The sequence below is a fragment of the Pseudoalteromonas sp. MMG013 genome, assembly GCF_018100885.1.
Taxonomy (GTDB): Bacteria; Pseudomonadota; Gammaproteobacteria; order Enterobacterales; family Alteromonadaceae; genus Pseudoalteromonas; species Pseudoalteromonas aurantia.
In genome coordinates this window covers 318,734-345,638 of record NZ_JAGJEE010000002.1, presented here as the reverse complement: position 1 = coordinate 345,638, position 26,905 = coordinate 318,734, and the positions used below count along the sequence as shown (strand labels likewise).

The window sequence follows — 26,905 nt, the reverse complement described above, 5'->3', positions numbered from 1 at the left end:
GTTATGCAGCAATCTCAATTCTATTTCGTCCATGTTCCTTGGCTAAATAAAGTGCTTTGTCGGCTCGCTCAATCAGCTGAGTGACAAAGCATTGCTCACCATGTAATGCAATACCGAAGCTTGCAGTAATTGAACGAACGGCTTTGCCTGTCTTTTTGCCCTTCACCGATAACTTCGCAATATCTTTACGAATACTCTCAGCAAAATTAACCACTTCACTTAAACTATCCAATTCGGCAGTAATACAAAACTCTTCACCACCATAACGATATGCTTTTCCAATGCCCTCGGTATGCTTCATTATTTTTGTCGATACAACTTTTAAAACATCGTCTCCTTTTTGATGTCCAAAATCATCGTTAAACTGTTTAAAGTGGTCAATATCAACAAAAATTAACGCGCGGTGATTGCCAGTGTGCTCAGCCTTGCAAAATAAGACAATGTCTTCATCAAACTTGCCTCTGTTAAGCAACCCAGTTAAAGGATCTTGGCTGGCTGCAGTTTGCGTATTAACTAATGCTGTTTTTAAATCGCTGATCTCAGCGTAGGCGTTCTCTAGTTTCTTCTGAAATTGATACGCATTTTGTTGCATCACAACCGACTCTTCAGTCAAACGATCCACATAACCCAATACGTCATCAAATGAGTCTAAACTGTTTTTCTTCAAGCCGTATAAACCTGAATGGCATTGAGACAAAATGGCTGAAAAGTCTTGTGACGACTCAAGTGTTTTACCTATTTCGGTTTGCACATCAGCAATTGTATTATGAAATGAATCAGACATCTGGTGAAACAAAGCAAGATCTTTATCTGATAAAAAAGCGTTAAACAGCTGTTTTGCTTGTGCTGGCGGGCATGTTTGGTAGTGTGCCAAAATATCGTCGAGTTCTTTGTTTAACTTGTCGTTCGAACCGAGCACATAGCAGTACCAAATAGCATAGTTTACCGGTGTGACTGGCATTTTATATTTAACCATAAGAGGAATGGCTTGCTTCATACATTGAGCAGAATGAGAAAGTGACGTATCAAATTCCGTGGCTTTCATAACCCTAATCCTAGAACAAACTTATAATTATTATCAAAGAGCGCTTATGCTCGTTACCACAGCACAAAACCAAGACTAAAGCATTGCAAATAATTAATCAATTGAAAAATAATTGAAGTCACAATACTGAGCCAAAATTCACATAAACTACTGAGAAACAACTCATAAACTCATCATTTCTCACTAACAAAAGCAAATAAAAAATTGCATAAACAACAAGATAAAATATTATCTATTCCAAAGAAACTGATAATTGCCACATCAAGTATGTTAACCTCAAGATCGCAAAAATACAAAAATTACATTCTGATAACACCACTCTTTCAATTATATCAAGTGCTGGGTCACACTGACTCTTTTCGCCAACAGTTTCACTTCGGTATGTGCACCGTTAATTAACGGCATATTTGGCGGCTGATGGCTTATATCCACATCAAAAACAATGGGGATGTTTAGCTCACCTAACGCCCGCTCTAATACTGCTTTATGTGTGCCATTTGGTCCATCATTCGCAGTGTTTCGACCAATCAATATACCAGATGCCCGTTCAAACACACCTCGAAATTTCAGTCCTAACAAAGCTCTTATATAGGCATTGTCATTCAGTTGGGCATTTTCAAAATACAAGATCAGTGCGTCATTTTCGTGACTGCATACGAAGGTATCAAGCTGCGCAAATGCCGTTTGCATAAGGTGCTGATGCGTATCTAAACAACCGCCCAATAATCGGCCAGAAAAAATGACGGGCGTGACTAACTTCGTCTCACTCTCAGCAAGTAGACGCCACTTTGTAGGCTCTGTGAGATTAAAAATCATCGTTGGGTCCGAAATCGACTGAGAATTCGTTTTTTCAAAAAAAGTACTGGGGTATTGTGTGATTTCATCTCCTTGTTGCAATGACATAATATCAAGTGTGTTGCGCGTTAAACTATCCGTTTGTAAAGCACTTAACTGCATTAAATTGCTGCCATGAAGCGTGGCCCATCCTAGTCGAGTAGTTAAGGCTGTCATGATGGTGCTCACATCAGAAAAACCAAATACCCATTTTGGTGATGCGTTTTCCAATGCCTGCCAGTCCAGTAAAGGTAAAATAGTCATCGCTAACTCTCCCCCCCAAGGCGGTACTACGGCTGAAACCTGTTCATCTAAGAGAAATTGTGTCAACTCATCTGCCCGAGTATGTGGGTCTATTTGACCACTATTTCGAACCGTCCCCCCTTCAACAACTTCGAATCCATAACCGTGCAATAATTCAATGGCTTTATCTAATCTTGCAAAACATACTGACGGCACAGATGATGAGAATGCACAAATGGCAATGCGGCTTCCAGGCTTCAGCGGCTGAGGATAATACATAGGCGGCGAGCTCCTAAATAAAAATACACTAACGTTGTTTCTAAAAAGAGTAAACCCCAATTTATTACACCTGACTAACTGACTTGTCATTGACTATCAATACGGGCGCCTGTTGGACAAAAGCTTGATGGCCTTTATAGTGTGAAGATGCAATGTTCCGTTTAGCATTTAAACAATGCGAATGCACAGTAGCAATTCAACATCAATACGCGATAATGTTGTCAAAATGCCAGCAGGTATTCCTTAGGTCCACCGCTGCTAAATACGTTAAAGGATAGAGGTAGCGCATCATGTTATCTAAAAATGGACATAATACTAATAATCGAAATAGGGGCGTGAATAACCATGGTTTATTGGTATTGCCTCAAGCATTAACGCAACTTGATGGCGCTGTTTGTTTCTATAGTGGTATACACTGTACCATCTACCATAAAACACTTAAGCATGACTTATTTGATATTGAGTTTTATTCTAATCAAGTGTGCTTAGTTTATGTTGTCTCGGGCAAAGAAACCTTGATCTCAAAACACGCTAAACAGGTAACGCTTTGTAGTGGTGATGCCATCGTGTTAGCTCCCGGAGAAACGCTACATTCAGATTATTTTAGTGCCAGCGGTGAACTTACGGCCTGGCTGGTGTTTTTTTCACCCTCAATGCTGGTTGATTTACCCCATCATGAACACACATCCAATGTCTATCACGCAAACGCCTCTTTCTCTTCAGTTTCTGATACATCGCTGCTCAGTACGTTTTTCATGAGTCTTACGGCCTACCAACAAAAGTCATTATTGTGTGATCAGCTCTTCACAGCCAAAACGAACGAGCTATTATGTATTCTAAAGACGCTAAGTACCCCTTCACTTAGCACCTTACTTAATGCTAACAACCACCTTTTAGGGGCACGCGATAACTTCAAACGGCTGATTGAAAAATGTGACTTTCTGACTTTGTCTGTCACAGATATGGCGCAGCTATGCAACATGTCTCATGCGTCGTTTCTACGACAATTTAAATCAGCCTATGATATGACACCCACACAGTGGTTAACGCATAAGCGGCTTTCACACGCCCAATCTTTGCTGATCCATACTGACCTAACTGTGACCGACATTGCCGCAACAACAGGTTACCTCGACACGTCACACTTCATCAAAATGTTTAAGCGCAAGTTTGGCGTTACACCAAACAGATATAAATATTCATAATAAAACCCCTATTTTGTCAAAAAAGTCATATTGTGAAGGTTTCATCAATGGCAAAGTGGCATCACTATTTATATAAAAGGATACACTTATGGTTCGGGTTAACTTAGTCTGCCAACTTAAAAGCCAACAACATACAATGTTACACAAGTTTTTAGCTGATAACTTAAATAATGTCCGTCGCTTTACTGGGTGTTTGCGTGTCGATATTTATTTTGATGAACCCCAAAATATCATGCTAATTGACGAAGACTGGCAATCGATTGAAGCCCACCAGCACTATATGCAGTTTATTGCCAATAATGGTGTTTTAAAACAATTATCAGCATATTTTACCGTACCTCCCCAGATTCTTTACTTGTCGAAAAGCCCGCTATAAGGGCTTTTTACGCTTATAAATGGGTGTATCCACGAAAGCTAGATCCACACGTCATTTTCAGCGGTTCGCTCACTGCGCTCTTCACCCGTATTTAAGATACCTTTAGGCTCAATGATCATTACTTGGCACTCTTGTTCTGCGAACGGTTTATGCTGTTTACCCTTGGGTACCACTAACATTTCTCCTGCATTTAAAACAACCGTTTCGTCCTCAAACGCAATGTTTAATTGCCCTGAGATAACAATAAATGTTTCATCAGTATGGTCATGTTGATGCCAGATAAACTCCCCTTGTAATTTAACCACCTTAAATTGGTAATCATTCATTTGCGCAATCACTTTGGGTTTCCATTGCTGATGGAATAACGCAAATTTCTCACTGAGATTCACTTTGTTCATATTCATTCTCCCTATTAATAACTTACATTGCTCATAGCCAGTATACATAATCGGAATATTAAAACAGTGTAAAATACGAACAAACCAGTGTGTTATTCGGTATTAAAAAGGGCTTAAATCGATGTGATTTGTATGGCTGCCAGTTAGTCATCAGCGCTCATAATCAGGATACATAACCGGGAATATTAAAACAGTGTAAAATACGAACAAATTGTTGGACTATTCGGTATTAAAAAGAGTGTAAATCGATGTAATTTGTATGGCTAATCTGTGTGCCTGCCAGCTCAAATTTTAAGCCATCAGCGCTCATAATCGGGAACATTAAAACAGTGCAAAGTACGAACAAACCAGTGTGTTATTCAACATTAAAAAGGGCTAAATCGATGTGATTTGTGTGGCTGCCAGTTCAAGTTTTAGAGCATTTCATGTGAATTGGCGCTGGTAAAGCCAGCGCCTTAGTCATTTAACACAAAAATATTAGAATGCGGCGTGTAATGCCAATCTAAATGTTGTCTCTTCACCAACAGTTACGTTATTTACACCACCGCCTGCAAGGTAATTTTTATCAAATAGGTTTTCAATATTAAAACGCACATTAACATCGGCATGTTTAAGGCCGAGTTTATACGTTGCACCTGCGTCTATTCGTGTGTACGCCGCTTTTGTTATGGTATTCTCATAATTCGCAAAACGTTCACCTTGATAAAATGCCCCGGCATTAATCGCAAAGACGTCGCTAAATTCATAGCGTGACCACAATGACGCCGACCACTGAGGCGCATCAATTGGGGTGTTTCCTTGATACTTTTTGTCTTGGACATATTCAGCACTTAAATTCATCAGTGAACCCATCACAAACAACCGATCGTTTACCGCGCCTTGTGCCGTAAACTCAACACCTTTATGACGCTGTTCGCCAGCTTGGGTCGTTACTGTCTGATATTCTGCACTATCAGAGCGTACTGAAATAAGCATACCTGTTTTACTGATATCGAACGCAGCTGCTGTCACCAGCAATCTATCATCAGCCAACTGCCATTTTGTGCCCACTTCATACTGCTGCGATGTCACAGCATCTAGCTTCATATTGTGATTTTCATCTTCCTTATTATCTAGCCTATCACTTCGTTGAGGCTCAAACCCCTCTGAATAACTAAAATATACCGTGCCATTATCACTTGGGTGATATAACACGCCACCCTTAGGTAAAAATGACTCGTTATCAGCGCCTTCTTTATTTTGTTTGTCATAACGACCGCCTAGCGAGATTTGCCAGTGCTCGTTAATTGTCATTAAATCTTGAACATAAATACCATAGTAATCAAATTCACTAGTATATAGTGAGTCGTCTGTTGCATAACTGATATCTGGGCGCAGTGGTTGCTCACTCCCTTCAACAAACGCGACGGACTCTGCTTTAACTCGAAGCTGCCCGTAGTAATAGTCTAATGAGTTAGCACCAATAAGCACCTGATGATCAATTCCACCTAATTCGAACTCCCCCGTCACATCAACAAACGCGGTAGTAAACTGCCAATCGTCAAAGCGATCGTACGGACGAGAGTCATAACTTTTGCCCAGCTGATAATCATCCGGCTTACGAGGAGCTGACTCAAAACGCTGACGAGAAAAATCTTGCTCATTGTAGCCAACCGTTATTTGCCAGTTTTCAGCTAAGACGTGGGTCAAATCAATGCCTTTATTTTCAACAGTTATATCGGTAAATGCCCAAGAGAAGTCTCTGATTGTTTTGTCACTCCCAATCACCTGACCGTCATTGTCTAACCACGCACCGGTATCTAAACCCGCTTCGTCATTTGTTCTATCATAATGAACACGCACAAAGCTGTGCTCGTTAATATCATAGTCAAGGACGATTGAACCTAAAAAGCGGTCTCGAGTACGCGCTCCACCATCGACATATTCACGATTAAAATTCACGTCTTGTTTCACTAAAACGGTTCGATAACGCACATCTTCAGCATGCGTTAACGCACCACCCAAATCTAATGTGGCACGTGTAGAACCTAAATGATCAAAATCAACGCCAAGATTCACCAGTGTATGCGCAGTGGGTTTTTTAGTGACCATATTCACTAAACCACCCGGACCTGATTGGCCGTATAAAATACTAGATGGGCCTTTGATTATTTCAACTTGTTCTAAAGTTTCTATTGGTTGCTGATAGTGTGACCAATGCTGATGACCATCACGCAAATAACCATTTGATGAACTTAACCCAAAACCACGGAGGTTAAATGTTTCACGATTTCGCTGCTTAGACCCGGCGGTCAAACTGGCATCATTATTCAGTACTTCCCCAAGCGTCGTTGCGAGCTGCTCATCTATCACAGTATCTGAGATAACAAATACTGACTGTGCAGTCTCTAGTAAGGAGGTGTCAGTCCGCAAAGCACCTTTGGCCGTATCGACTTGATAATCGTTGAAGTAAGTGCCCTTAACTTCAATCACTTCTACATCTGACGACTGAGCCGACACATTAGATGCCGCTATCGCTGAACCAACAGCTAAACATAAAACCGAGTAACGCATGAATACACTCCAAACTAAAAATTCACTGCACATTAGGTGCAAAATCGCAGGAAGATTAATGCGATTTATTTTTATTTGCAATTGTATTTAAAATTTTATTGCCGCACTTCCTACTGTTTGCTTAAAGCCCGACCGATGAGTGTAAACAAATTAACTCAATGGCTATTTTCGATATAATTAGTTATCAAAAAAACAACAACTACGAGCGCTGCCATTATTACGCCAGAATGCTTGTCGTAGTTTGTTTTACATATATAAAAATGCTTTTCACAATGCAGTCACAACATAGGGCAAACCTGTACCACAGTCTCTGGTGACACACTTCGCACGTACTTTTCTATAACGCACCTTATTTGGATGATGAACGTAAACACTTATTAATTAAAAATTTTCTCCAGTATTTTTCTATTGGTCTACACTCAAGTACTAAGGATTTGCCCATAAGTGCGATTGTCATAATGAATAGTCGACTGGTTCGCCGCAAAATCACGCATAGGGAAAGGGAAAGGGAATTACAATGACAAAAAAGCAGGTCTCTCCAGCTCGGTTTTTACATTGGTATCATTGGCTTGTTGTATTTGCATCACTCTTGCTCACCGTGACAGCATGGAAAATATCTGATAACCAAATTCAGGCCAAAAGAGCAGCTTTATTTAAAGTTCAATCAGAATTACTCTTAACCCAAATATCAGAACGTATGTCTCATTATGAAATTGCATTAAAAGCAGGCGCCGCAGCAGTTCAAACCTATTCTTTGCAAACTCCAGCCAGTGATTGGAAGACATTTTCTGACACACTTAATATCTCCGAATCTTACCCGGGTATAAATGGCATTGGCATTATTTACCATATCCCAAAAAGCGAACTCGACTCGTTTCTCATACAGCAACGTAAAATCAGACCTAATTTCGCCATTCATCCACAACATCAAGAACAAGAGTACTGGCCAATTACTTACATAGAGCCCGTTGAGCATAATATGAAGGCGGTTGGGCTAGATATGGCTTTTGAACATAATCGCTTCAGTGCTGCAAAAAAAGCCAGAGATACCGCCTCATCGCAAATTACAGCACCTATTATTCTTGTACAAGATGCCAAGAAAACACCTAGTTTTCTGCAATTTATTCCTTTTTATGATAGCTCAGATATCAGCACTGTAGCAAAAAAACAAAGACACTTTGTTGGCCACATCTATGCCCCTTTTATCATGCATAAATTAATCAAAGGCACACTAAAACAAAGTAATAGACAGGTTGTTTTTAGTATATTTGATGGTAAAGACAGCTTGTATGATGAGCTCACGGCAAGCAATCACCACTATGACGATAAGCCGTTGTTTAGTAAATCAGTCACACTCCATATGTATGGCAGGCCATGGACGTTTCATATTCAATCGGCGCTGTCGTTTAGAACATCCACCCACTCAAGCCAACCGCTTATTATTTTAGGTGGCGGTACTGTGATTAACGCATTGTTGTTATTTATTTTTATTGCATTGACCCGCTCACAAAGAAAAGTACTCGCGTTCGCAGACAAGGTCACAGAAAAGTTAACCATCAAGGAGGAATATTTCCGACACATTATTGAATCAGCTCCATGCGGTATCATAATAACAAACCATGAAGGTGTAATAGAGAATATTAACCTCCAAGCGAATGCATTGTTTGGATATGAAGAACAAGAACTCTTAGGTAAGAAAATTGAAGTTCTTGTTCCCCAGCGCTTCCAACATAAACACCCAGAATACCGTAATAGCTTTAGTAAGACCCCCTCGCGTCGTCAAATGGGCTTAGGAAGAGAGGTATTTGCGGTAACTAAACAAGATGATGAGTTTCCAGCTGAAATTGGCATTGCACAATTTAAAGCTGGTAACGATTTAAAAGTGTTAGCCACCATTATAGACATGACTGAACATGTAAAGATGACTGAAGAGCTAAAACGCAGTAATAAAGAGTTAAATGATTTTGCATATGTCGCTTCCCATGATTTGAAAGCGCCATTGAGAGGCATTATGCAGCTTTCTACCTGGATTGAAGAAGATATTATTGATTTTGCAAATGAGGAAACGAAAGAGAATTTGTCTTTACTTAAAAGCAGAACAGCACGCTTAGAAAGCTTATTGGAAGATTTATTAGCTTATTCTCGTGTGGGACGAAAAGGTGGCGAAATTCAATTGGCTAACGTCCATGATTTGGTGCTCAATATATTTGACTTACAGCCCTCTTCTGAGAACATCTCAATGACCTGCGACATTACTTTACCTGAAATTAATACACCTATCGCGCCACTTGAAACCATTTTCCGCAACCTCATTGGCAACGCGATTAAACATAAAGGCGAGGGTAAATTAATGATTGATGTGTCGGGTCAAGAACACATTACCCACTATCAGTTCTCTGTTGCTGATAATGGTGTAGGTATTGACCCTAAGTATCATCAGCAGATCTTTGAACTTTTTAAAACGCTTAAGCCCAGAGACGATGTCGAAGGCAGTGGTATGGGGTTATCAATTATTAAAAAGCTACTGGATTATCATAAAGGTGAGATTAATGTCATTTCAGATGGAGTCAGTGGTACCTGTTTTACATTTACGTGGCCAAAAATATTATAGAGGTAAAAATAAAATATGAGTGAAGTGAATTACAAACACGCATCGATTTTATTAGTCGAAGATGACGATATAGATGCGAAGAGTGTTGTCCGGGCTTTTAAAAAAATGCGTATTGCTAATCCTATCATACGCGCAAAAGATGGGATGTACGCACTAGAGTTATTAAAAAATGACGAGGTACCAAAACCTTTTTTGATCTTGCTCGACCTTAACATGCCACGAATGGGTGGTCTTGAGCTTTTAGCTGAGCTACGAAACGATCAACAGCTCAAAGGTAGCGTCGTCTTTGTGCTAACCACCAGTAAGGATGAGCAAGATAAGTTTGCTGCCTATGATCAAAACATCGCAGGTTATATTGTAAAAGAAAATCTACAACATGGTTTTGATGAGTTGGTCAAACTCTTAGATCATTATTGGCGCATTGTTGAGCTACCAGGCACATAACGGTGAGTCACTCCTCACACCGTGAATAAAATCCTTTATTCACGGTGGAATTAAGCGTTTTACTATGCTTTTACCTTAACCACAGCTAAGCATCTACAGTGCGCATTATAAGACTTAAACGCCTTAATACCTCGTACAAATAATCAGGCTGTGATTAAGCGGTCTATCGAGCTTAAATCACAGCACATCGATATATTTCGATACGTTAAATATCTGAAAAGCGCGTTCCATTAACCACACTGATTAATAAAAAATAAATTAATCAAATAGTTACTGTAAAATTTTATCTAAATTTAACTTCGATAATTTAACCGATTGTAATGGCGTAAGTCCTTCTGGGTAGTCCTCTTGCTCTAACACAATCCACTGTACACCTCCGTCAGTGTACAAAGCTTGCGTTAAATTATACCAATCTATGCCGTTATTTTGGCCGATGATCGGAGATAGATCCGCTGAATTCTGTTCTGGAATAACCACTTTATAATGCGTGGTGATGGTACGGTTTGGGTATTTTTTAACATAAGACACCGGGTCTTTACCTGCAAAGGAAGTCCAGCCTACATCTTGTTGCAACACCACATTTGATTTTGTATTTTCAGCAATGTAATCCCAAAATGTTGACTCTTTATAATCTGCAAATTCATGTTGATGGTTATGATACCCAATTTGCATATTATAAGGCTCAAGCTTATCAGCTAAACGATTCAAATCATCCACAACACTGGCGACTTGAGTATGGTCCCACGCGCGCTTTTCCCATGGATCAATTAAATATTTCACGCCTAACGTTTGATAAAAGTGCACACTGTCGGCAAATTGCTCATCTGAGAACTGTTTAAAATCAATATGTGCGCCACTAGCTTGCAGCCCAAGTGAATCTAAATAGCTTTTTAACCCTTTAGGATCATGTTTATACGGGCCAAATTCGCCTGCAAACTCAACGCCTTCAAAGCCCATATTGGCCAACTGTCGTAATGTCCCTTTGAAATCTTGTTTTAATGTATCTTTCACTGACCACAATTGCACACTGACTTTAGCGGCTTGCTGTGTTGAGGCTGTTGCATCTGGCTGTGTTTGCTTATTGTCTGTTATTTGACACCCCATCAAAGCGCAACTTGATAATGCCATTACGGCTAATGTTTTACTCATTCGTGTTACCTTAAATCCTGTTATTTTTAAGTTCATTAACGGCGTAATCAACTGCTCGCACCGTGATTGCCATAAATGTCAGTGATGGATTAACCGTGGCAGTAGAGCAAAAACTGGCGCCATCAGTGACAAAAAGATTTGGAATATCGTGGCACTGGTTGAAACCGTTCAGTACCGATGCTTTTGGGTCTGCGCCCATTCTAGCGGTGCCCACTTCGTGAATTGCAATCCCAGGGTGACGCTCATGATAGCGTGTATAGCTATACACGTCTTTTAAACCTGCCTTGGTCAACATCTCTTTCGCTGTATCGGCGGCGTCATCCATCATGCGCTTTTCATTGTCTGACCATTGGCAATCTATAACGAGTTGCGGTATCCCCCACTTATCTGTTTTCGTAGCATGAAGTGCCACATGATTCTCATACCTTGGTAGCATTTCTCCTTGCGCAGACAAACCAAACCGCCACCTTCCTGCTTGTGTTAATTTACGCTTAAAATCCACCCCAAAGCCATCTTGCTTTGCGATTGCTCGCCAATCTTCACGGCTTGACCATGCGGCAAGCGCATATCCTCGCTTGTAACCCTTTGCATAGCGGCTTGGTTTATACTGAAAATTTGGAATATAGGGACTAGTTGGACGCCGACCAGAATAATACTCTGCGTCAAACCCCTCAACGATGCCCACAGCTCCCGCATTGTAATTGTGGTCCATCAAATAATGTCCTAATACGCCGGAATTATTTGCAATACCATTGGGAAAAGAGTGTGATTTTGAATTCAGCATAATTTGTGTAGAGCCTAACGTAGACGCGCACAAAAATACCACTTTGGCAAAATACTCTCGTGTTTCTAGGGTGTCATTGTCAATCACTCGCACACCCGTGACTCTATTTCGACGAGCGTCATAAATTAAACTATGCACCACACTATTTGGCGCGATGTGTAAATTTCCCGTTTTAGCTGCTGCGGGTAACGTTGAGCTTTGGGTCGAAAAATATGCGCCAAATGAGCAACCTTTTTGGCATTCATTACGCGCCTGACATTTTACCCTGCCTTGAGATAGGTGCAGCTGAGTAGGTTTTGTTAAATGTGCAGCCCGTCCCATCACCATAGGCCTATCTGGGTATAGTGAGCTAAATTTATCTCTGAGCATTTTCTCAGGTGCGGTCCATTCAAAAGCCGGCTGCGATACACTATTCGGTAAAACATCTAAATTATCGTTGTGTGCGGCAATGCCCGCATGCTGTTCAACATGGTCATACCAAGGTGCTAAATCTGCATACCGTAACGGCCAATCAATACCATATCCATCCGCCTTATTCGCTTGGAAATCCCACTGATTAAAGCGATAAGATTGCCGATGCCAAAGCAACGACTTTCCCCCTAATTGATTTGCACGGATCCAACTAAAACCCGTGCCTTTTGCTGTCGAGTAAGGTAAATCTCTATCATTACCAAAAAAGTGCTTGGTCGAATCACTAAAGGCGTAGCATAGCTTTTGTACGTAGTGTTGTTGCGCCGTCAGTAAGTTGTCAACTTTCATACGATTGTCAAACAACCACGGGCCTTTATGCTCTCCAATATAATCTTTTTGGTGCTCAACAACTCGCCCGCGCTCAACCATCAAAGTTTTGAATCCACGTTCACAGAACTCTTTTGCCGCCCACCCACCGGTTATGCCTGAACCAACTACGAGCACATCGAATTTTTCTTTGGTATTTTTAATATATAAGTCTGTCATGATGTTTATCTAGTAAAACCCTAGAGACCCCCAACTGCTATCTACTGATTTATAGGGAATTGAACCTCGGTATCCACCAGGTATCGCCTGATATTTCAACACCTCAGTGGCCCCATACTCAGTGGTAAAATAACCAAATACAATCAAGCTCTTTAGCAGCTTAAATATCGTTGTATCTTGCTCAGTAAAACCCATACTCTGATTCTCAATAGACGCCAGAATTTCTAACTGCGCAGCGGAGCGCAATACATGAAAGTCATGCTTAAAATGAGTCTGACTTGCACGTGTCATTTTTTCTAATAAACCAATTGCTTGTACTTGCTGATGCTGTGAATACACTGTGTTCAGTTGATGATCAACAAAGCCATGAACATCCAATTCACTGGCCGATAAAGTCTCGGTTTTGGGCATAATTAGGTCACATATGCACTTAAGCATTTGCATGTGTAATTGCTTAAATACCATGGCATCTTGCGCCGTACTGTCTTCTTTGGCCCGATAAGCTAGGGCTGACGACAACCCAGAGCCATCAATAAGCTGTGCCGCCGTCGCACTCCCAAGCAAGACCGTAAAGCTGTGTAGAAAATGCCGCCTGTTATTGTCAATATCCACTGTTTCACTCATTGCTGTACTCCTATGCAACATCTTCATTTTGCTCAAAATTATTATTTTTACGTTGGTACGCCAATAAAATAGAAAAGGCAAATATCAGTACACATGGAAATATCATCAAATACCCGAGTGTTGTTTGCCCAGCGATCAGTTCAGCTTGAGCTGCTGATAAGTTACGCTGCAAAGCGTACTCTCTTGATAGGTCGATCCAATTTCCTATAACGGGGCTCCAAATGCTGACCGATAGCATGCCAATTCCGCCCATCAGAGACAATCCTATCGCGCCTGTTTGTGGCAATTTTTCGGCAACAAAGCCCAACATTGTGGGCCAAAAGTACGTTACGCCAAGCGCAAAGAAAAAGGCTGCAATGTACACTTCCACGCCAGATGCAACACTCATTAAAAATATGCCCAACATCGCAAATATCGCCGAGACAAGTAACACACCAGTCGCATTAAGCGCATGTACTAAGGGGCCAGCAAAATAACGACCGACCGCCATTAATCCGGTTACCATTGCCATAATCGCCATTGGGCTTGCGCCCGACGCCCCTAAAATTCGCTCAATCCATTGCTGTGTGCCAAGCTCTGTTACCGCAGTCAAAGACATACAAAAAGCCATAAATATGAAGAGTGGTGAGAGCAAACTCTTTACGTTTACAGCCGTAGCAGCTTGTATTGTTTGAGTGTGTGGAAAAGTATGACGTACGATTAAATAACCATAAATACCGGTAGGGATGAACATAATCGCGATTTGGCTTTGCCAAGATAGCGCTAAATGCGACATCCCCATCGCAACACATGCGCCTATAACAATGCCACCAGGAAACCAGACATGGAAGCGATTGAGCATGGTTGTTTTATTATTTTTATACAGCTGCACAACCAAAGGGTTGCACCCAGCTTCTACGGCACCGTTTGCAAAACCAATACAAAAACTTGAAATGATTAACGACCAAAACCCGACAGCGCTGATAGTTAATGCTAAGCCAATAACATGTCCGACAAAAGCGACTACCAGCAATTTTTTTGCGCCCAGCGTATTGTACAACAACCCACCAATAACAGTCGCAACAGGAAACCCCAAAAAAGCCATTGCGTTAACCCACCCAAGCTCGGTGTCCGTGAGCGCGAAGTCTTGACTAAGTTGGGTTAATATTGCAGCTCTAATTGCAAACGTCATAGCCGTAACCGTTAACGCTAAACAGCAAGCAATAAACAGTTTATTTGACTGAATATGATTCATTGTTTTACTCCATTAGACCCAAAATTTGGCGATTCAATTGACTGTCAGCTTGGCTCGATGCAAAATCATCAAACGCACGCTGTGCAGGTTTAATAAGGTGTTTATTAATAAATGGCGCGCCCTCTTTGGCGCCTTCGTGCGCATCTTTTATACAACACTCCCATTCAAGCACCGCCCATCCATCAAACCCATATTGAGTCAGCTTGCTAAACACTTGCTTAAAATCTATTTGCCCATCACCTAACGAACGAAAACGACCAGGCCGATGTTGCCAATCTTGATAACCGCCATATACGCCACTTTTGCCATTCATTCTAAATTCCGCGTCTTTAACGTGAAACGCTTTGATACGCTCATGGTAATGGTCAATAAAAGCGAGATAATCAAGCTGCTGCAAAACAAAGTGGCTCGGATCATAAAGAATATTTGCAGCTGGATGCGCATTTGTTGCTGTCAAAAATCGTTCAAACGTCGCTCCGTCGTGCAAATCTTCACTCGGGTGTAGTTCAAAACACACATCAACTCCGCTGTCTAAAAATGTGTTAAGAATAGGAGTCCAACGCTTGGCGAGCTCCGCAAACCCTTCGTCAATGAGTCCACTTGGCCGTTGCGGCCACGGATAAACACTTGGCCACAACAATGACCCTGAAAAACTAGCATGTGCAGTGAGTGCCAATTTTTCACTGACTTTTGCTGCCATCTTCAATTGTGCAATGGCCCATTGTGTGCGTGCCTGTGCATTCCCTTGGAACTCAAGTGGCGCAAAGGCATCTAACTGTTTATCATACGCTGGGTGAACCGCCACGAGCTGACCTTGTAAATGCGTTGAAAGCTCACTGATCTGCAGCCCTAAATCTTGCAGAGTCCCTTTCACTTCGTCGCAATAACTGTCACTTTCATACGCCAGCTCTAGGTCAAAAATGCGTTTGTCCCACGTCGGGATTTGCACTGATTTATAACCTAAATCAGCAACCCATTGGCCGATTTCTGATAAAGAGTTAAATGGCGCTTCATCCTGAATAAACTGTGCTAAAAATATGCCAGGGCCTTTTATTTGATTCATATTGACCTCGGTGTGGGCACCAATGATATTGGGTGCCATTTCTGTGTTGATTGGCTCGCTGCAACAACATGTTCAATGAATGCCATACCCCTAACAGCATCTGAGATGTCTGGTATGTCAAAGTTATGCACGGCCGTAGCATCCCCCTGTTCGAAGGCACGGATCTGCATCGTAAAATTTCGATATATATTGGCAAAGGCTTCAATATATCCCTCAGGATGTCCGCTGGGTAAACGCGTAGCCATTTTCGCCTGCGTGCAAAGACTGGCCATACCGGTGCGGATCACTTGTGTTGGGTGAACTGCTGATTTTAACAGTAAAGTATTGGGGTCAAGTTGGCTCCACTGCAGAGACTGATGCTCTCCGTATACGCGCAGCGTTAAATTATTTTCATCCCCAACCGCCACTTGACTGGCAAGCAAAACGCCCTTTGCGCCATTATTAAACTGTAATAACACACTGCCATCATCATCAAGTATTCGGCCTGTTTTGCTGGCGGTTAAATCTGCGCAGATTGCCGTAATATTTGAACCGCTCACATACTCAGCAAGGTTTGCAGCATGAACACCGATATCTCCCATGCAGCAACTCATGCCACTGCGCTGTGGGTCGAGTCGCCACTGAGCTTGCTTGTTATCATCATCCACCGCCAACCAGCCTTGACTATATTCCACAACCACTTTTGTAACTCGACCAAAATCAGTTTGCTTCACAAGGTGCTTTGCTTGTTTGATTAATGGGTAGCCCGTGTATGTATGTGTCAGTCCATACAAACGCCCAGACTTTTCCACCAACGCCTCTAACAGCAATGCTTGTGTTAAATCAAAAGTGGCGGGTTTATCACTGAGCACATGAAACCCAGCTTCTAGTGCCATTTTAGCAACAGGAAAATGCAAATGATTCGGCGTGACCACAACGACGAAATCCATTTTTTGTGAAGAGGGTAGTTTCGCTTCTTCAATGAACATTTGTTGGTAAGAACCATAGCATCGAGCAGGATCTAAATTTAAGCTTTGCCCATAGCTCATAGAGCTTTGTTCATTGGCGCTAAAAGCACCACACACTAACTCTATACCACCATCTAATGAGGCAGCCATACGGTGTACTGCACCAATAAACGCACCATTGCCTCCCCCTACCATCCCCATTTTTATTCTTTTCACGGGCTGTTACTCATTTTTTCATTTCATTCTTTAACGACCAGTCTATGATTTTGTCACTTATGTGGGTAAGATAAATTCAGTGAACTATATAACTAATTCAGCGTCATGTCATTTTAAGCCCCGACCAAAAGCAGAGGTTGCAAAGCGATGAAAAAGAACGATAACCAACTAATTTTCATGGAGAAAATGGGAGTAAAGCAAATAGCACTCATGTACGATTTCATTCCAGACATTTTATTTTGGGTAAAAGATTCTAAGCACCGTTTTATATATGCGAACCATACTTTTTTAGAGCACATGGGGGTTTCACGGTTAGAAAATATTATTGGCAAGAATGATTTTGATTTTTCGCCGTCTCATGTTGCTCGCCAATTTATTCAAGACGATAACAATGTACTCAAAGGAGAGTGCGTCACTGAGCGGTTCGAAATGAATCAAACCAAAAAGGGAGATTTAGCTTGGTTTACCACCACAAAAAGACCCATTTTGGATGACAAGAATAAGATCATCGGCACTTATGGTATAACACGGCATTTACAGAAAACTTCAACCACGCTCGCCAATATTGACGCCATAAAAACACCGGTTGAATTTATTCGCACCAATTATCACAATCAGATCACTGTCGAACAACTTGCTGACATCGCTCACCTGTCAGTTAGTGCACTAGAGCGACGATTTAAAAAACACCTAGCTAAAACCCCTAAGCAATTTTTGATTGAGATCAGATTAGAACAAGCGCGCAAACTACTTATCGAGACAACGCTGCCTATATCATCCGTATGTTTTGATACCGGATTTGTAGATCCTAGCTATTTCAGTAAGCTGTTTAAGCGGTTTTTCGGTATGACACCATCACAGCTGCGTACTGATAGCCAAATAGATCTTTGATAAAACAAGCATGAGTGAACAACTTTATGCTTTGGGTTTAAGATTTTTTATCACCGTAAAGAATGACTATGTGAGCGTATTTATAATACTTCCAATCACCGGTTCATATTTTCGCAAATACATCTTTTAAAATGATTAAAGCAAGGCTTACAGCGCTTCACCCCAGCTTATTAAATTTAAAAAATGCTTTAAATATAAAAACTTAAATTTTGCTCCCCCTAAAACATTACGCTATAGTTACGCGTAATTTACAGTGCAATAAAAAGAGTTTAAATGAAAGATGCATTTATCAGGGATGGCATAAGGGGTAACTTAGTTGTCAAAAATTTTGTACCTGCTACCAACATCGGAAAGTTTGACCTTAGAGTAGAGCCGCACAAGAAAAAAATCACCGTGATAGTTAAAGTTTTTTATCGATTTATTGATAATACCCAAGATCAACTGACTTGGACAATGACTCAAAAAAGTGATTTTAAACGAGCAACGCGCCGTGCCATTATCGATAAATGGTCCAATAACTATAAAATTCGCTGTATCAAACCGGGTTGGGAAGAGTTTGTCATGAATATTGACTTTGTCATTGCCCAAGTAAACAACCCTGCCTATTGCCAATATGTTATTGAAGTAAAAAAACTGGCCCGATATAAATCAAGTGGCGGCATAAATCACGGTGTAACCCCACATGTGTGTGGCGTGAACAATTTCGCCAACGAAGTTGATATTACCAAAAATCAAGAATACATTTTTAATTACAAAGAAGGGCTGATCCGCGCCGGATTACGCAGTTTATTGCCAGCTGGTGATGGGGACTATGTTACTTTTTCAGCAAATCAGCATATATTGGCATCAAGCATGAAAACTTACCTAGATCGCTTTCTTGCGATTGTTAGAATGAGGCGAACATCTGATGTGCTGGGTATTAAAGCGTATGTCATCGGCCTAAAAGGTAAAAATGACGGCATGTTTACGCACAATTTAGAGTCCAATCGTGCCACTGCGATTGCTAACTACATTAACACGCGTATTACTGGCGATAACTTTGCCATTGCATCAGATACTTCTGAACAATGGGCAAAAGACGCCGTTAAATTTCTAAAAACACGCTCACGCAACCATACCGTTTCAGGTCAAGATGGGGGGGCACTCATTGTTATTCGAACGCCGAACAATGTCGAACGAACCGTGCCTCACAAATACATAGTTATGACACACGAATTTGGACATATGCTTGGCTTACCTGATGAGTACCTAGGCATTCACAGCACATCAACCCTATCGAAAATCCAACTGGATCGCGTTTGGCCGGTCACTTTAGCATCCACCTCCGTAACAACTGGGTCCGACCGTTTACGTTTAATGCAAGATGGTTACACCGAAATGGTTACACAAGCGAATATTCCACTGCCAAACTTAATCTCAACCACCACCACGGCTAAAAAGCCAGAAGCAAGGTATGCGCAGCAAAAAATAGATGAACAAAACGACCTACACTCTACACGTAAACGACAACTTAAAGATAAATTAGGTCAAGATAACTGGATCTATAAGAAATATAAGAATTCTCACCCTTACCTGTCTGGTCCCCCTCTGTTAACCGCTATTTCAAATAGTATTATGCACAGTGGTAGTGATATTCAAAAAGCCCATTTTGTGACTATTTGGTCTGCACTTTGCAACGCGACTAGCGACCACCTACAGTGTACCGACTGGGAAATTATACCCACTACTTGATGGTAATTACCGATTAAAATAGCCACATGCATGTGGCTTAATACTGCTTTTACTACACATTTGTTAAATACATTATTGCGCTACTAAGCGACTCGTTACACACTCAGATGCTCATAACTCAACGTCAAAAGTGTTGGCAGCATAAAGTGTAACGAATGGAATTTATGCCAATATTGTTATGTTGTATAAATACGCGATATTAAGATGAAAATATCAAACCTTGCAATAAAAGAGCAAATTGCCCACCTAAAAAACGTGTTACTTTTGTATCGCCTAGCTCTGAACCTATCAGCTATCAGCAGCGCAATTCTTACAACCGAAATTCAATGCCTTAGAAGACGCTATTCTCTATCTAATCACTAATATTTTCTCTATAAATACTTGCTTAACGTACAGTTGCAGCTATTTTTACTTTTGTAAGAATAATTTATAACTCACTGCAATCACACAAGGAATTTCATATGTTATGGCCTGTAAAAAAAGTAACGTGGAAAGTTATTCTAGCTGTCTCCACTTTCAGTTTATTTAATACCTCTAGCGCCTTCGCCGAAGTCGCTATCGTTGTTCACCCCAGCAACGCTTCTTCATTTGATCAAAAGCACATTAAGAAGATTTTTTTGGGTAAAGCCAAGTCTTTCTCCAATGGCCGCTCTGCGATTTTAATCAGCACCAGCTCTAAAGACCCTGTTACCGACGAATTCAATAAAAAAGTGATTGGTAAGTCGAGCAGTCAAGTGAAGGCCTACTGGTCTAAAATTTTATTTACAGGTAAAGGTACTCCCCCACAAGAAATGGGTTCAGCCAGCGATGTAATTGCGGCCGTCGCATCAAATCCCGATGCAATTGGTTATGTCGACGCAAGCGCAATCTCAGACACCGTTAAAGTTGTAGCCACATTTTAAGTAGAGGTATGATTATGAAAAAATTACTCACTGTTACTTCTAGTATCGCGATGCTCGTTTCATCATGTGCTTTTGCTGAAATGCGCATCAGTGGTTATGGATCCGTTATCGCAGGTAAAACACTCGGCACCGTTGATGACCCTTTAAACCCAGGTCAAACACGAGATGAAATACTCACCGCCGATTTTTACGATGTTGGTCAATACGATAACGATATTAGTATTAAACCTGAGTCTATCTTTGCTGTTCAAGGTGTCATGGACTTAGCCGACAACTTTTCTGTCACCGCACAACTAGTTGCCAAAGGCATCGATGATTTTGAGCCCGAGTTTGATTGGTACTACGTGACCTACCAAGCGACTGACGATCTTACATTGATGGCAGGTCGGCGTAATATACCCATGTACTATTTTTCTGAGTTTTCGGAAGTGGGTTATGCGTATCCGTGGATGCGCCCACCGTCAAATTTGTATTGGTGGCAAGTTACCCAGTTTAATGGCATTAGTGCACTGTATGATTTTGAAATAGGTGACTATTCAAATACATTAACGGTATTTTACGGTAATGAATATTCAGACGATAATGTAGAAATGTTGTATTACAACAAACTTTACGGGGGCAATGCTCGAACTGTCAATGAGTTTTGGACTGACATTACCGGCATGAATTGGAATATTTCAGGCGACAACTTTGATGTACGGTTTGTTTATTTTCAAAACGATCGTGATAGAGAAACGATTCAGCAAGATGGCAGCATCGACCCATACACACCTTTTTCACAAACCTTTATCGGTGTTGGCGGCAATGTTTCGTTAGATCAATTTACCTTATTGTTTGATGTTAACTTTGTGGAATATGATGATGAGGTCGGCACTGAATTTCCAACTTACTTACTGTCACTAGTATACAATTGGGATGACTACCAACCTTATATATCCTATTCAAAAGCTGATCAAGAGCGAACAAAGGTGCCTACGGAAGACTTAGAAGAACACTACGTACTTAGCTATGGTGTTCGCTATAACTTCCTGCCGAACGCCGCATTTAAAATACAGTATGACAAATTTGTTGACCAAGGAGATAAAGCAACAGGCTGGGCATATCATGGAGATGCTCGCGCTATCAGCCTCGGCGTAGACTTTGTATTCTAAGCGTTGGTATTTTAACTTGATGTAAATAATAGCACGACACATATGTTTCCAGTGAGTCGTGCTTTTTTATCATGTTAAAAGGAGAATCAAATAAGGCATTAAATGACTTTAGTTCTATCAATCGCATGATATTATTTAAGCCTGAACGCGTGATTTCTTTGAGTGTTGATAAGTCTGTAACTCCCCCCCTAAAAATGAATATTACCGCCCCATACGTTCATGCAACCAGATTCAAGGTAATGTTTAAATACAGCGTTAGATGAAAAAAGGCCTAGCCTGCCTATACAAAACCCAGCAAAGGCACAGTATATAAACCGCTTGGGTGTATTCAAATTAGGGTGTATAGGCTCGAAGCTCATTAGGGGCACTGAAATAACAGTTAAGCCCGGATATATGTCAGAGCAACGCTTTATTGCAAATGGGTCAAACGTCAAACAGTGGCAGCGACGAAATGAAAAAACGAGGTAGTTTATTCTGCCCCGCCAGAGTTATTTTGTTTGACATACCACCGGGAGTGTCCATATATGTCTAGTTTATTTCTAGGCAGCTTTTTAAGTGGATGTCCGCGGATAGCCCTTCCTTAACTTATTCCTGTATATGCATTGATTTTATAAGTGTTATGTGTTTATATGCGCCTTTTTTAGAGACGTATAATGAGTAGATTACATTCATTTTATTACTTTATTCTGCTATTCCTATTAGCAGCGTGTGGCGGCGGCAGTGATACTAGCAACAGTAATAGCAGCGAAGGTAATAGCCAAGTACCACAAATAGCCATCTCATTCACTGAAACTTCAGTCCAAATCTTAGTAGACGAGATTCCATCAATTAATGAGATATCTGGAGGCTCAGGCACGGGAGCAATAACGTTTTCATCGTCAGACTCATCAATAGTAGAAGTTGTGAACCCTCAAACAGGGCAAATAAAAGGTGTTGGAGCAGGAAGTGCAACCATTACTGTATCCAAAAGTGTTGATTCTCAGTACCAGTCAGCATCTGCCAGTTATTCAGTTGAAGTTAATAAACGTGAGCAAGAGCCACTATTTTTTGGTGAAAGCCATGTCACAAAGTTTATGAACGATTCAAACTTTACAAACCCACTCAATGGTGGAAGCGGTGATGGCGCTTTTATTTTTGTATCGAGTAATACAGGTGTTGCAACGGTCAATACTACCAGTGGGGAAATCCAGTTCATCAGTACAGGCCAAGTAGAAATTTCAGTCTCTAAGCACGCAGACCGAAAATTTGAACCGGCATCTGCTAGCTTCGCATTATCTGTAATAAAGCAGGAACAAATACCACTCAAATTTAACTATGAGACAGTCAATTTATTTGTTGATGACTCTCCTGCTATCAATATGTTAAATGGTGGAAGTGGTGCAGGCTCAATAACCTATAGCTCGAGTGATCCAGACGTTGCGACTATTGACCTTGCATCCGGAGAAGTAACTTTTGTAGGTAAAGGAACAACAACCATAAAAGCCACCAAATCCGCAGATGAAATATATAATTCAACAGAAGCGTCTTATTCACTGACGCTCAATAGAAGAAGTCAAGACGACCTTGTTTTTGAACAAGACACACTATACATCTATGTAGATGAAACTAAAACCAATCACTTTACAGGGGGCGGCGGAGAAGGAAAGCTTACCTATTCGACATCCAATGCTGAAGTTGTGATCATTAATACCGACACGGGTTTACTGAAACCTGTGAAAGCAGGCTCAGCTACCATTACCCTGATTAAATTAGGGGATACTTTTTATGAACCTCAAACGGCTCAGTTTACAGTTAATGTAACAAAAAGAGAGCAGGAGCCTCTATCATTCCAATCTAGCTCTTTAGATTTATTTATTGATACACCGATACAGAGCAATCCTTTATCAGGAGGCACTGGCTCAGGCACTATAATGTATCAATCCAGTGACACCTCAGTGGTCGATGTCAATTCAGAAACAGGAAAATTAATATTACTCAAAGACGGGGTTGCAACAATAACCGCAACAAAAGCTTCAGATGCTTTATACAATGCATCAACGGCTTCCTATGATGTTGATATCAGCTATATATTGGATGAGCTCAGTATTGCCATCAGCTTAACAAATGCAGAGCTAACATGGAGTAAACAAAGTCAGCAACTTGAGCTATACAGAAGTACCGACGCCAACTGTGATATAGCCAATTACACTGCCTGTTATAATTCGAAGATGAATCTTATATCCGCAACAGATGCACTACCACTTCAAGATGACTTTATAAAAATTAAGCGCTCTCTATACACACTAGCACACCAAAGTGCCTATATTAAAATTGCCCACGAAGACTATGTTTCTAATACCGTCCATGTAACACCTTCCTTACCCCCTTTTAAACTTGGGTATGGCGCTCAAATGGTGTCCTTTAAAGGTAAGTTGTGGTTGATGGGAGGTGTATCCTCTAAAGGTTACGATACCATTTGGCAAACTGGCATTTGGTCTTCTACAGATGGAATAAACTGGCAAGTCGAGGTTGCAAACGCGCCATTCAAGGGACGTGCACACTTTGAATTAATTGAATTTAATGAGCATCTCTATCTAATAGGCGGTAGAAGAGGAATAGGAACAGGTGGCGCATCAATAGGTAAGTCAGATGTATGGCGCTCTGATGATGGAATCAATTGGACATTGATTCAACCAAATCTAGGGTTCCCTGTATGGAGATTAGCATCTGCAATCGTCTTTCAAAATAAGCTATGGTTATATGGAGACTCTTACTCTGCTGAAAATAGCACTATATATTCAACCGAAGACGGACTCAACTGGACCATGGAAAATAGTTCAGCAGCATACAACCCTAGAGGTAAGCCTACATTATTTGTCCACAATGACCAATTATGGATGTACGGTGGCCATGTCTGGGACAGTAACGGAATCCTAGTCGGGGCTAACGAAATTTGGTCATCAGAAGATGGGGTTAATTGGCGCCTAAGAAATGCTGATCCCAACATTCGGAATGAATATGCTTATACTAATAAAGTCTTCAACTTTAACGGCAAGCTTTGGATGATTAACGGACAAGGCCTCGGATCAAACGTTAGATACAGCGCAGCCTATTCATCTGATAACGGAGTAGACTGGACGATAGAAGCAAGCCCAATTATATCTAGGTTTAACGCCTATTTAACCGGCGCTAAGTTCGCTGACAAGCTGTGGATATATAGTGGTTGGAGTGAAGAGTATATCTGGCACTCCAAAGATGGAAAAGATTGGAAAACTTATGTCGAGCTACCAAAACTAGAGTGGAGCCCAAGGCAAAAATAATCCTAAAGTGATAAAAATACATTAAATGTCAGATAGCTAAGTTAATTAAACCGTCACTAAAAATACGTAGTGACGGTTTAATTGCATGGTCAGTCTGTAGCAAATAAGAATGAAAGCGAAACGAACGCTGACACCCACTTTAAAATATCGTCAGCCGTTAAGAAATACCTCTGAGATACTGCTTAATGTCACAAAGTCGAATGGATAATATGCGCTTTACACTGAAATGAAACCTAGAGGTGACATATATCGACACTCCCTGTGTGTCTATATATGTCATCGCTAGGTTAAGTGTCATCTCTAGGTTATGACGATATTGACAGGTGTTTATATAAGTATCGGCACTTAATGGGAAATGCCTTTGAGAAATTAAAGAAGTACCGAGCAATAGCAACTCGGTACGATAAGCTCAAAGCAAATTATGAAAGTATGGTCGCTTTGGCTTGTGTTATTTGTTGGCTACCAATGTGAAAGATCAACACACCCTAGTAGCCGTGCTTTTATCTAAACTGTTTGTGTGAAAGGCGTAACATTACAGTGTGATGTGTTTGGAAGTTGTTGCTTTTGTGTTTTTATTCGGGTTTTGGAGGGGATACCACCACGTACCCCATTGAGGTATTTTTGTTCCTATATTAGAATGCTCGACATTTTAAATATATTCGGGACACGAACAATGAAAGTACATGTGTTTTTTCTCTGCTTTTTAACTTTATTAACAGGGTGCGGCAATGGAAATGATAGTCAAAAAGTATTGGCTGATGCAGAAATTATTGAATCGACAACGCCAGAGTCACTTCCACCGCCGGTAACACCACCGTCGGTAACTCCACCGCCGGTAACACCACCACCGGTAACACCACCGCCGGTAACACCACCACCGGTAACACCACCGCCGGTAGCACCACCTACTCCAGAGGAGTCAATGTCAAAAATTGTCAACGCACAAGGTAGTCCAGATGCCCAGTTACTCAGTTTTGACGATTTTGATAACGCACAGCTCGCCTGTGTTGATACAGAGTCTGTTATTGCAGCGACTATCTATTTAGAAAATACAACGAATTTTCTTGAGGAAAGTGAATTACGCGATAGGGTGTGCTCAGTGGTTAGTTTGTATAATGTGGTAGGAAAAACTGATTTAACACCAGAGCTATTGATTGAGTCTGGTGTTAAAGGTTTGGCAGATGATGCGGGTAAACCTGATCTCTGGGCATTTGATGAAGCAATGTTAGATGCACCTGAAAAAAACTTTCTGGTGCCAGAGCTACAACGGTTAGTGAATGCATTTCATTATAACCGTGATAACGTGTGGCCAAAGCAAATAAATCTCTCATTTGATGATGGTGGTGCCCTAAACTCACTATACGAGCACTTATGGTTGTTTGAAAAGTATAATGCGACTATTACCTATTTTGTTAGTCACTTAGCTTTGATTGATGAACAACGTGTATTAGAAATTGAAGCTCAAGGGCACGAAATTGGTCACCATGGTGCACTTCATAGGCATGCTGCAATTTACTCAAAAGAACATGGTGTCGAAAAGTGGTTAGAAGACGATATACTTGGTCAGTTAGAGGATATGAAAGCGCTTGGTCTAAATGTGACTACATTTGCTTACCCGTTTGGTGCACGCACCAAAGAAACCGATGAAGCGTTGTTAAAGCACTTTACACATGTTCGTCGCTTCGCTGCTTGGGGTGGGTTAGAGTACCGAAATCAACGCAGTGATTTAGCCATCATGACTGGATATTCTATTGATTCACATATTATTAATTTAGAACGAATCTTTAAAGCAATAGATTCGCTACGCGGTGGTGAAACACTCTATTTAGGGACTCATGCAATTGGCAATTATACAAGCCCTTGGCATATCACAACAGAAAATCTAGAAGCAGTGATTTCGTATGCTGCAAGTAAAGACATTCAATTTTGTAAAATGGTTGAATGCCAGAACTTTAAAAAGTAATTTAAC

21 protein-coding genes and 1 pseudogene are annotated in these 26,905 nt (G+C 41.0%); 11 read left to right on the top strand and 11 right to left on the bottom strand.

Features of this window, described 5'->3' with window-relative positions:
* Position 1 precedes the first annotated feature (1 nt).
* Together J8L98_RS03510 and J8L98_RS03505 are read right to left on the bottom strand one after the other, a co-directional pair.
* The gene (locus tag J8L98_RS03510; RefSeq protein ID WP_210995308.1) at positions 2 to 1,045 is read right to left on the bottom strand and encodes a GGDEF domain-containing protein; all 1,044 of its coding nucleotides are present in this window, start codon (positions 1,043 to 1,045) and stop codon (positions 2 to 4) included.
* A gap of 327 nt (positions 1,046 to 1,372) precedes the next feature.
* Entirely contained in the window at positions 1,373 to 2,401 is a 1,029-nt protein-coding gene (locus J8L98_RS03505; protein WP_210995307.1) for a S66 peptidase family protein, read from the bottom strand.
* 290 nt (positions 2,402 to 2,691) lie between these two features.
* Between J8L98_RS03505 and J8L98_RS03500 the strand changes: the two genes are divergently transcribed.
* Both J8L98_RS03500 and J8L98_RS03495 read left to right on the top strand, forming a co-directional pair.
* Entirely contained in the window at positions 2,692 to 3,606 is a 915-nt protein-coding gene (locus J8L98_RS03500; protein WP_210995306.1) for a helix-turn-helix transcriptional regulator, read from the top strand.
* Positions 3,607 to 3,694: 88 nt separating this feature from the next.
* Positions 3,695 to 3,982, top strand: coding sequence for a hypothetical protein (locus tag J8L98_RS03495; protein ID WP_210995305.1), 288 nt, complete (start codon positions 3,695 to 3,697; stop codon positions 3,980 to 3,982).
* A 38-nt stretch (positions 3,983 to 4,020) separates the two neighbouring features.
* Here the strand turns inward: J8L98_RS03495 and J8L98_RS03490 are convergent, their stop codons facing one another.
* Positions 4,021 to 4,428, bottom strand: coding sequence for a cupin domain-containing protein (locus J8L98_RS03490; RefSeq protein ID WP_210995304.1), 408 nt, complete (start codon positions 4,426 to 4,428; stop codon positions 4,021 to 4,023).
* 429 nt (positions 4,429 to 4,857) lie between these two features.
* Entirely contained in the window at positions 4,858 to 6,933 is a 2,076-nt protein-coding gene (locus J8L98_RS03485) for a TonB-dependent receptor (RefSeq protein ID WP_210995303.1), read from the bottom strand.
* 517 nt (positions 6,934 to 7,450) lie between these two features.
* Here J8L98_RS03485 and J8L98_RS03480 point away from each other — a divergent pair.
* Together J8L98_RS03480 and J8L98_RS03475 are read left to right on the top strand one after the other, a co-directional pair.
* On the top strand, positions 7,451 to 9,544 hold the full coding sequence (locus J8L98_RS03480; protein WP_210995302.1) for a CHASE domain-containing protein: 2,094 nt from the start codon (positions 7,451 to 7,453) through the stop codon (positions 9,542 to 9,544).
* 15 nt (positions 9,545 to 9,559) lie between these two features.
* Positions 9,560 to 9,988 (top strand): response regulator, encoded by a 429-nt coding sequence (locus tag J8L98_RS03475; protein WP_210995301.1) that lies wholly within the window; start codon positions 9,560 to 9,562, stop codon positions 9,986 to 9,988.
* A 270-nt stretch (positions 9,989 to 10,258) separates the two neighbouring features.
* On the opposite strand, the gene J8L98_RS03470 is transcribed toward J8L98_RS03475, so the two are convergent.
* The 6 genes from J8L98_RS03470 to J8L98_RS03445 are packed head-to-tail and all read right to left on the bottom strand — an operon-like array spanning position 10,259 to position 16,947.
* Positions 10,259 to 11,137, bottom strand: coding sequence for a sugar phosphate isomerase/epimerase (locus tag J8L98_RS03470; RefSeq protein ID WP_247682411.1), 879 nt, complete (start codon positions 11,135 to 11,137; stop codon positions 10,259 to 10,261).
* 10 nt (positions 11,138 to 11,147) lie between these two features.
* Positions 11,148 to 12,878, bottom strand: coding sequence for a GMC family oxidoreductase (locus J8L98_RS03465; RefSeq protein WP_210995300.1), 1,731 nt, complete (start codon positions 12,876 to 12,878; stop codon positions 11,148 to 11,150).
* Between the two features lie 9 nt (positions 12,879 to 12,887).
* Complete coding sequence (locus J8L98_RS03460) at positions 12,888 to 13,502, bottom strand: gluconate 2-dehydrogenase subunit 3 family protein (protein WP_210995299.1); 615 nt, start codon at positions 13,500 to 13,502, stop codon at positions 12,888 to 12,890.
* A 10-nt stretch (positions 13,503 to 13,512) separates the two neighbouring features.
* Positions 13,513 to 14,736 carry an MFS transporter gene (locus J8L98_RS03455; protein ID WP_210995298.1) on the bottom strand — a complete coding sequence of 408 codons (1,224 nt, stop codon included), beginning with the start codon at positions 14,734 to 14,736 and terminating at the stop codon, positions 13,513 to 13,515.
* 4 nt (positions 14,737 to 14,740) lie between these two features.
* Entirely contained in the window at positions 14,741 to 15,799 is a 1,059-nt protein-coding gene (locus J8L98_RS03450) for a sugar phosphate isomerase/epimerase (RefSeq protein WP_210995297.1), read from the bottom strand.
* Entirely contained in the window at positions 15,796 to 16,947 is a 1,152-nt protein-coding gene (locus tag J8L98_RS03445; protein ID WP_210995338.1) for a Gfo/Idh/MocA family oxidoreductase, read from the bottom strand. Before J8L98_RS03445 ends, J8L98_RS03450 begins: the two co-directional genes overlap by 4 nt.
* A gap of 162 nt (positions 16,948 to 17,109) precedes the next feature.
* On the opposite strand from J8L98_RS03445, the gene J8L98_RS03440 reads away from it, so the two are divergent.
* From J8L98_RS03440 to J8L98_RS03415, 6 genes and pseudogenes are all read left to right on the top strand, one after another.
* Complete coding sequence (locus J8L98_RS03440; RefSeq protein ID WP_247682410.1) at positions 17,110 to 17,853, top strand: AraC family transcriptional regulator; 744 nt, start codon at positions 17,110 to 17,112, stop codon at positions 17,851 to 17,853.
* Positions 17,854 to 18,126: 273 nt separating this feature from the next.
* A complete protein-coding gene (locus J8L98_RS03435) occupies positions 18,127 to 19,584 on the top strand; it encodes a hypothetical protein (protein WP_210995296.1) in 1,458 nt (485 codons plus the stop codon).
* A gap of 461 nt (positions 19,585 to 20,045) precedes the next feature.
* Positions 20,046 to 20,486 carry a substrate-binding domain-containing protein gene (locus J8L98_RS03430; RefSeq protein ID WP_225738547.1) on the top strand — a complete coding sequence of 147 codons (441 nt, stop codon included), beginning with the start codon at positions 20,046 to 20,048 and terminating at the stop codon, positions 20,484 to 20,486.
* A gap of 14 nt (positions 20,487 to 20,500) precedes the next feature.
* Positions 20,501 to 21,637 (top strand): hypothetical protein, encoded by a 1,137-nt coding sequence (locus J8L98_RS03425; protein WP_210995295.1) that lies wholly within the window; start codon positions 20,501 to 20,503, stop codon positions 21,635 to 21,637.
* A 653-nt stretch (positions 21,638 to 22,290) separates the two neighbouring features.
* Complete coding sequence (locus J8L98_RS03420; protein WP_210995294.1) at positions 22,291 to 24,936, top strand: Ig-like domain-containing protein; 2,646 nt, start codon at positions 22,291 to 22,293, stop codon at positions 24,934 to 24,936.
* A 309-nt stretch (positions 24,937 to 25,245) separates the two neighbouring features.
* A pseudogene (locus J8L98_RS03415) lies at positions 25,246 to 25,407 on the top strand (IS5/IS1182 family transposase); the annotation flags it as partial.
* 270 nt (positions 25,408 to 25,677) lie between these two features.
* On the opposite strand, the gene J8L98_RS03410 reads toward J8L98_RS03415, so the two are convergent.
* On the bottom strand, positions 25,678 to 25,875 hold the full coding sequence (locus J8L98_RS03410) for a hypothetical protein (RefSeq protein WP_210995293.1): 198 nt from the start codon (positions 25,873 to 25,875) through the stop codon (positions 25,678 to 25,680).
* Here J8L98_RS03410 and J8L98_RS03405 point away from each other — a divergent pair.
* Positions 25,859 to 26,899 (top strand): polysaccharide deacetylase family protein, encoded by a 1,041-nt coding sequence (locus tag J8L98_RS03405; RefSeq protein WP_210995292.1) that lies wholly within the window; start codon positions 25,859 to 25,861, stop codon positions 26,897 to 26,899. The genes J8L98_RS03410 and J8L98_RS03405 overlap by 17 nt on opposite strands.
* Positions 26,900 to 26,905 lie beyond the last annotated feature (6 nt).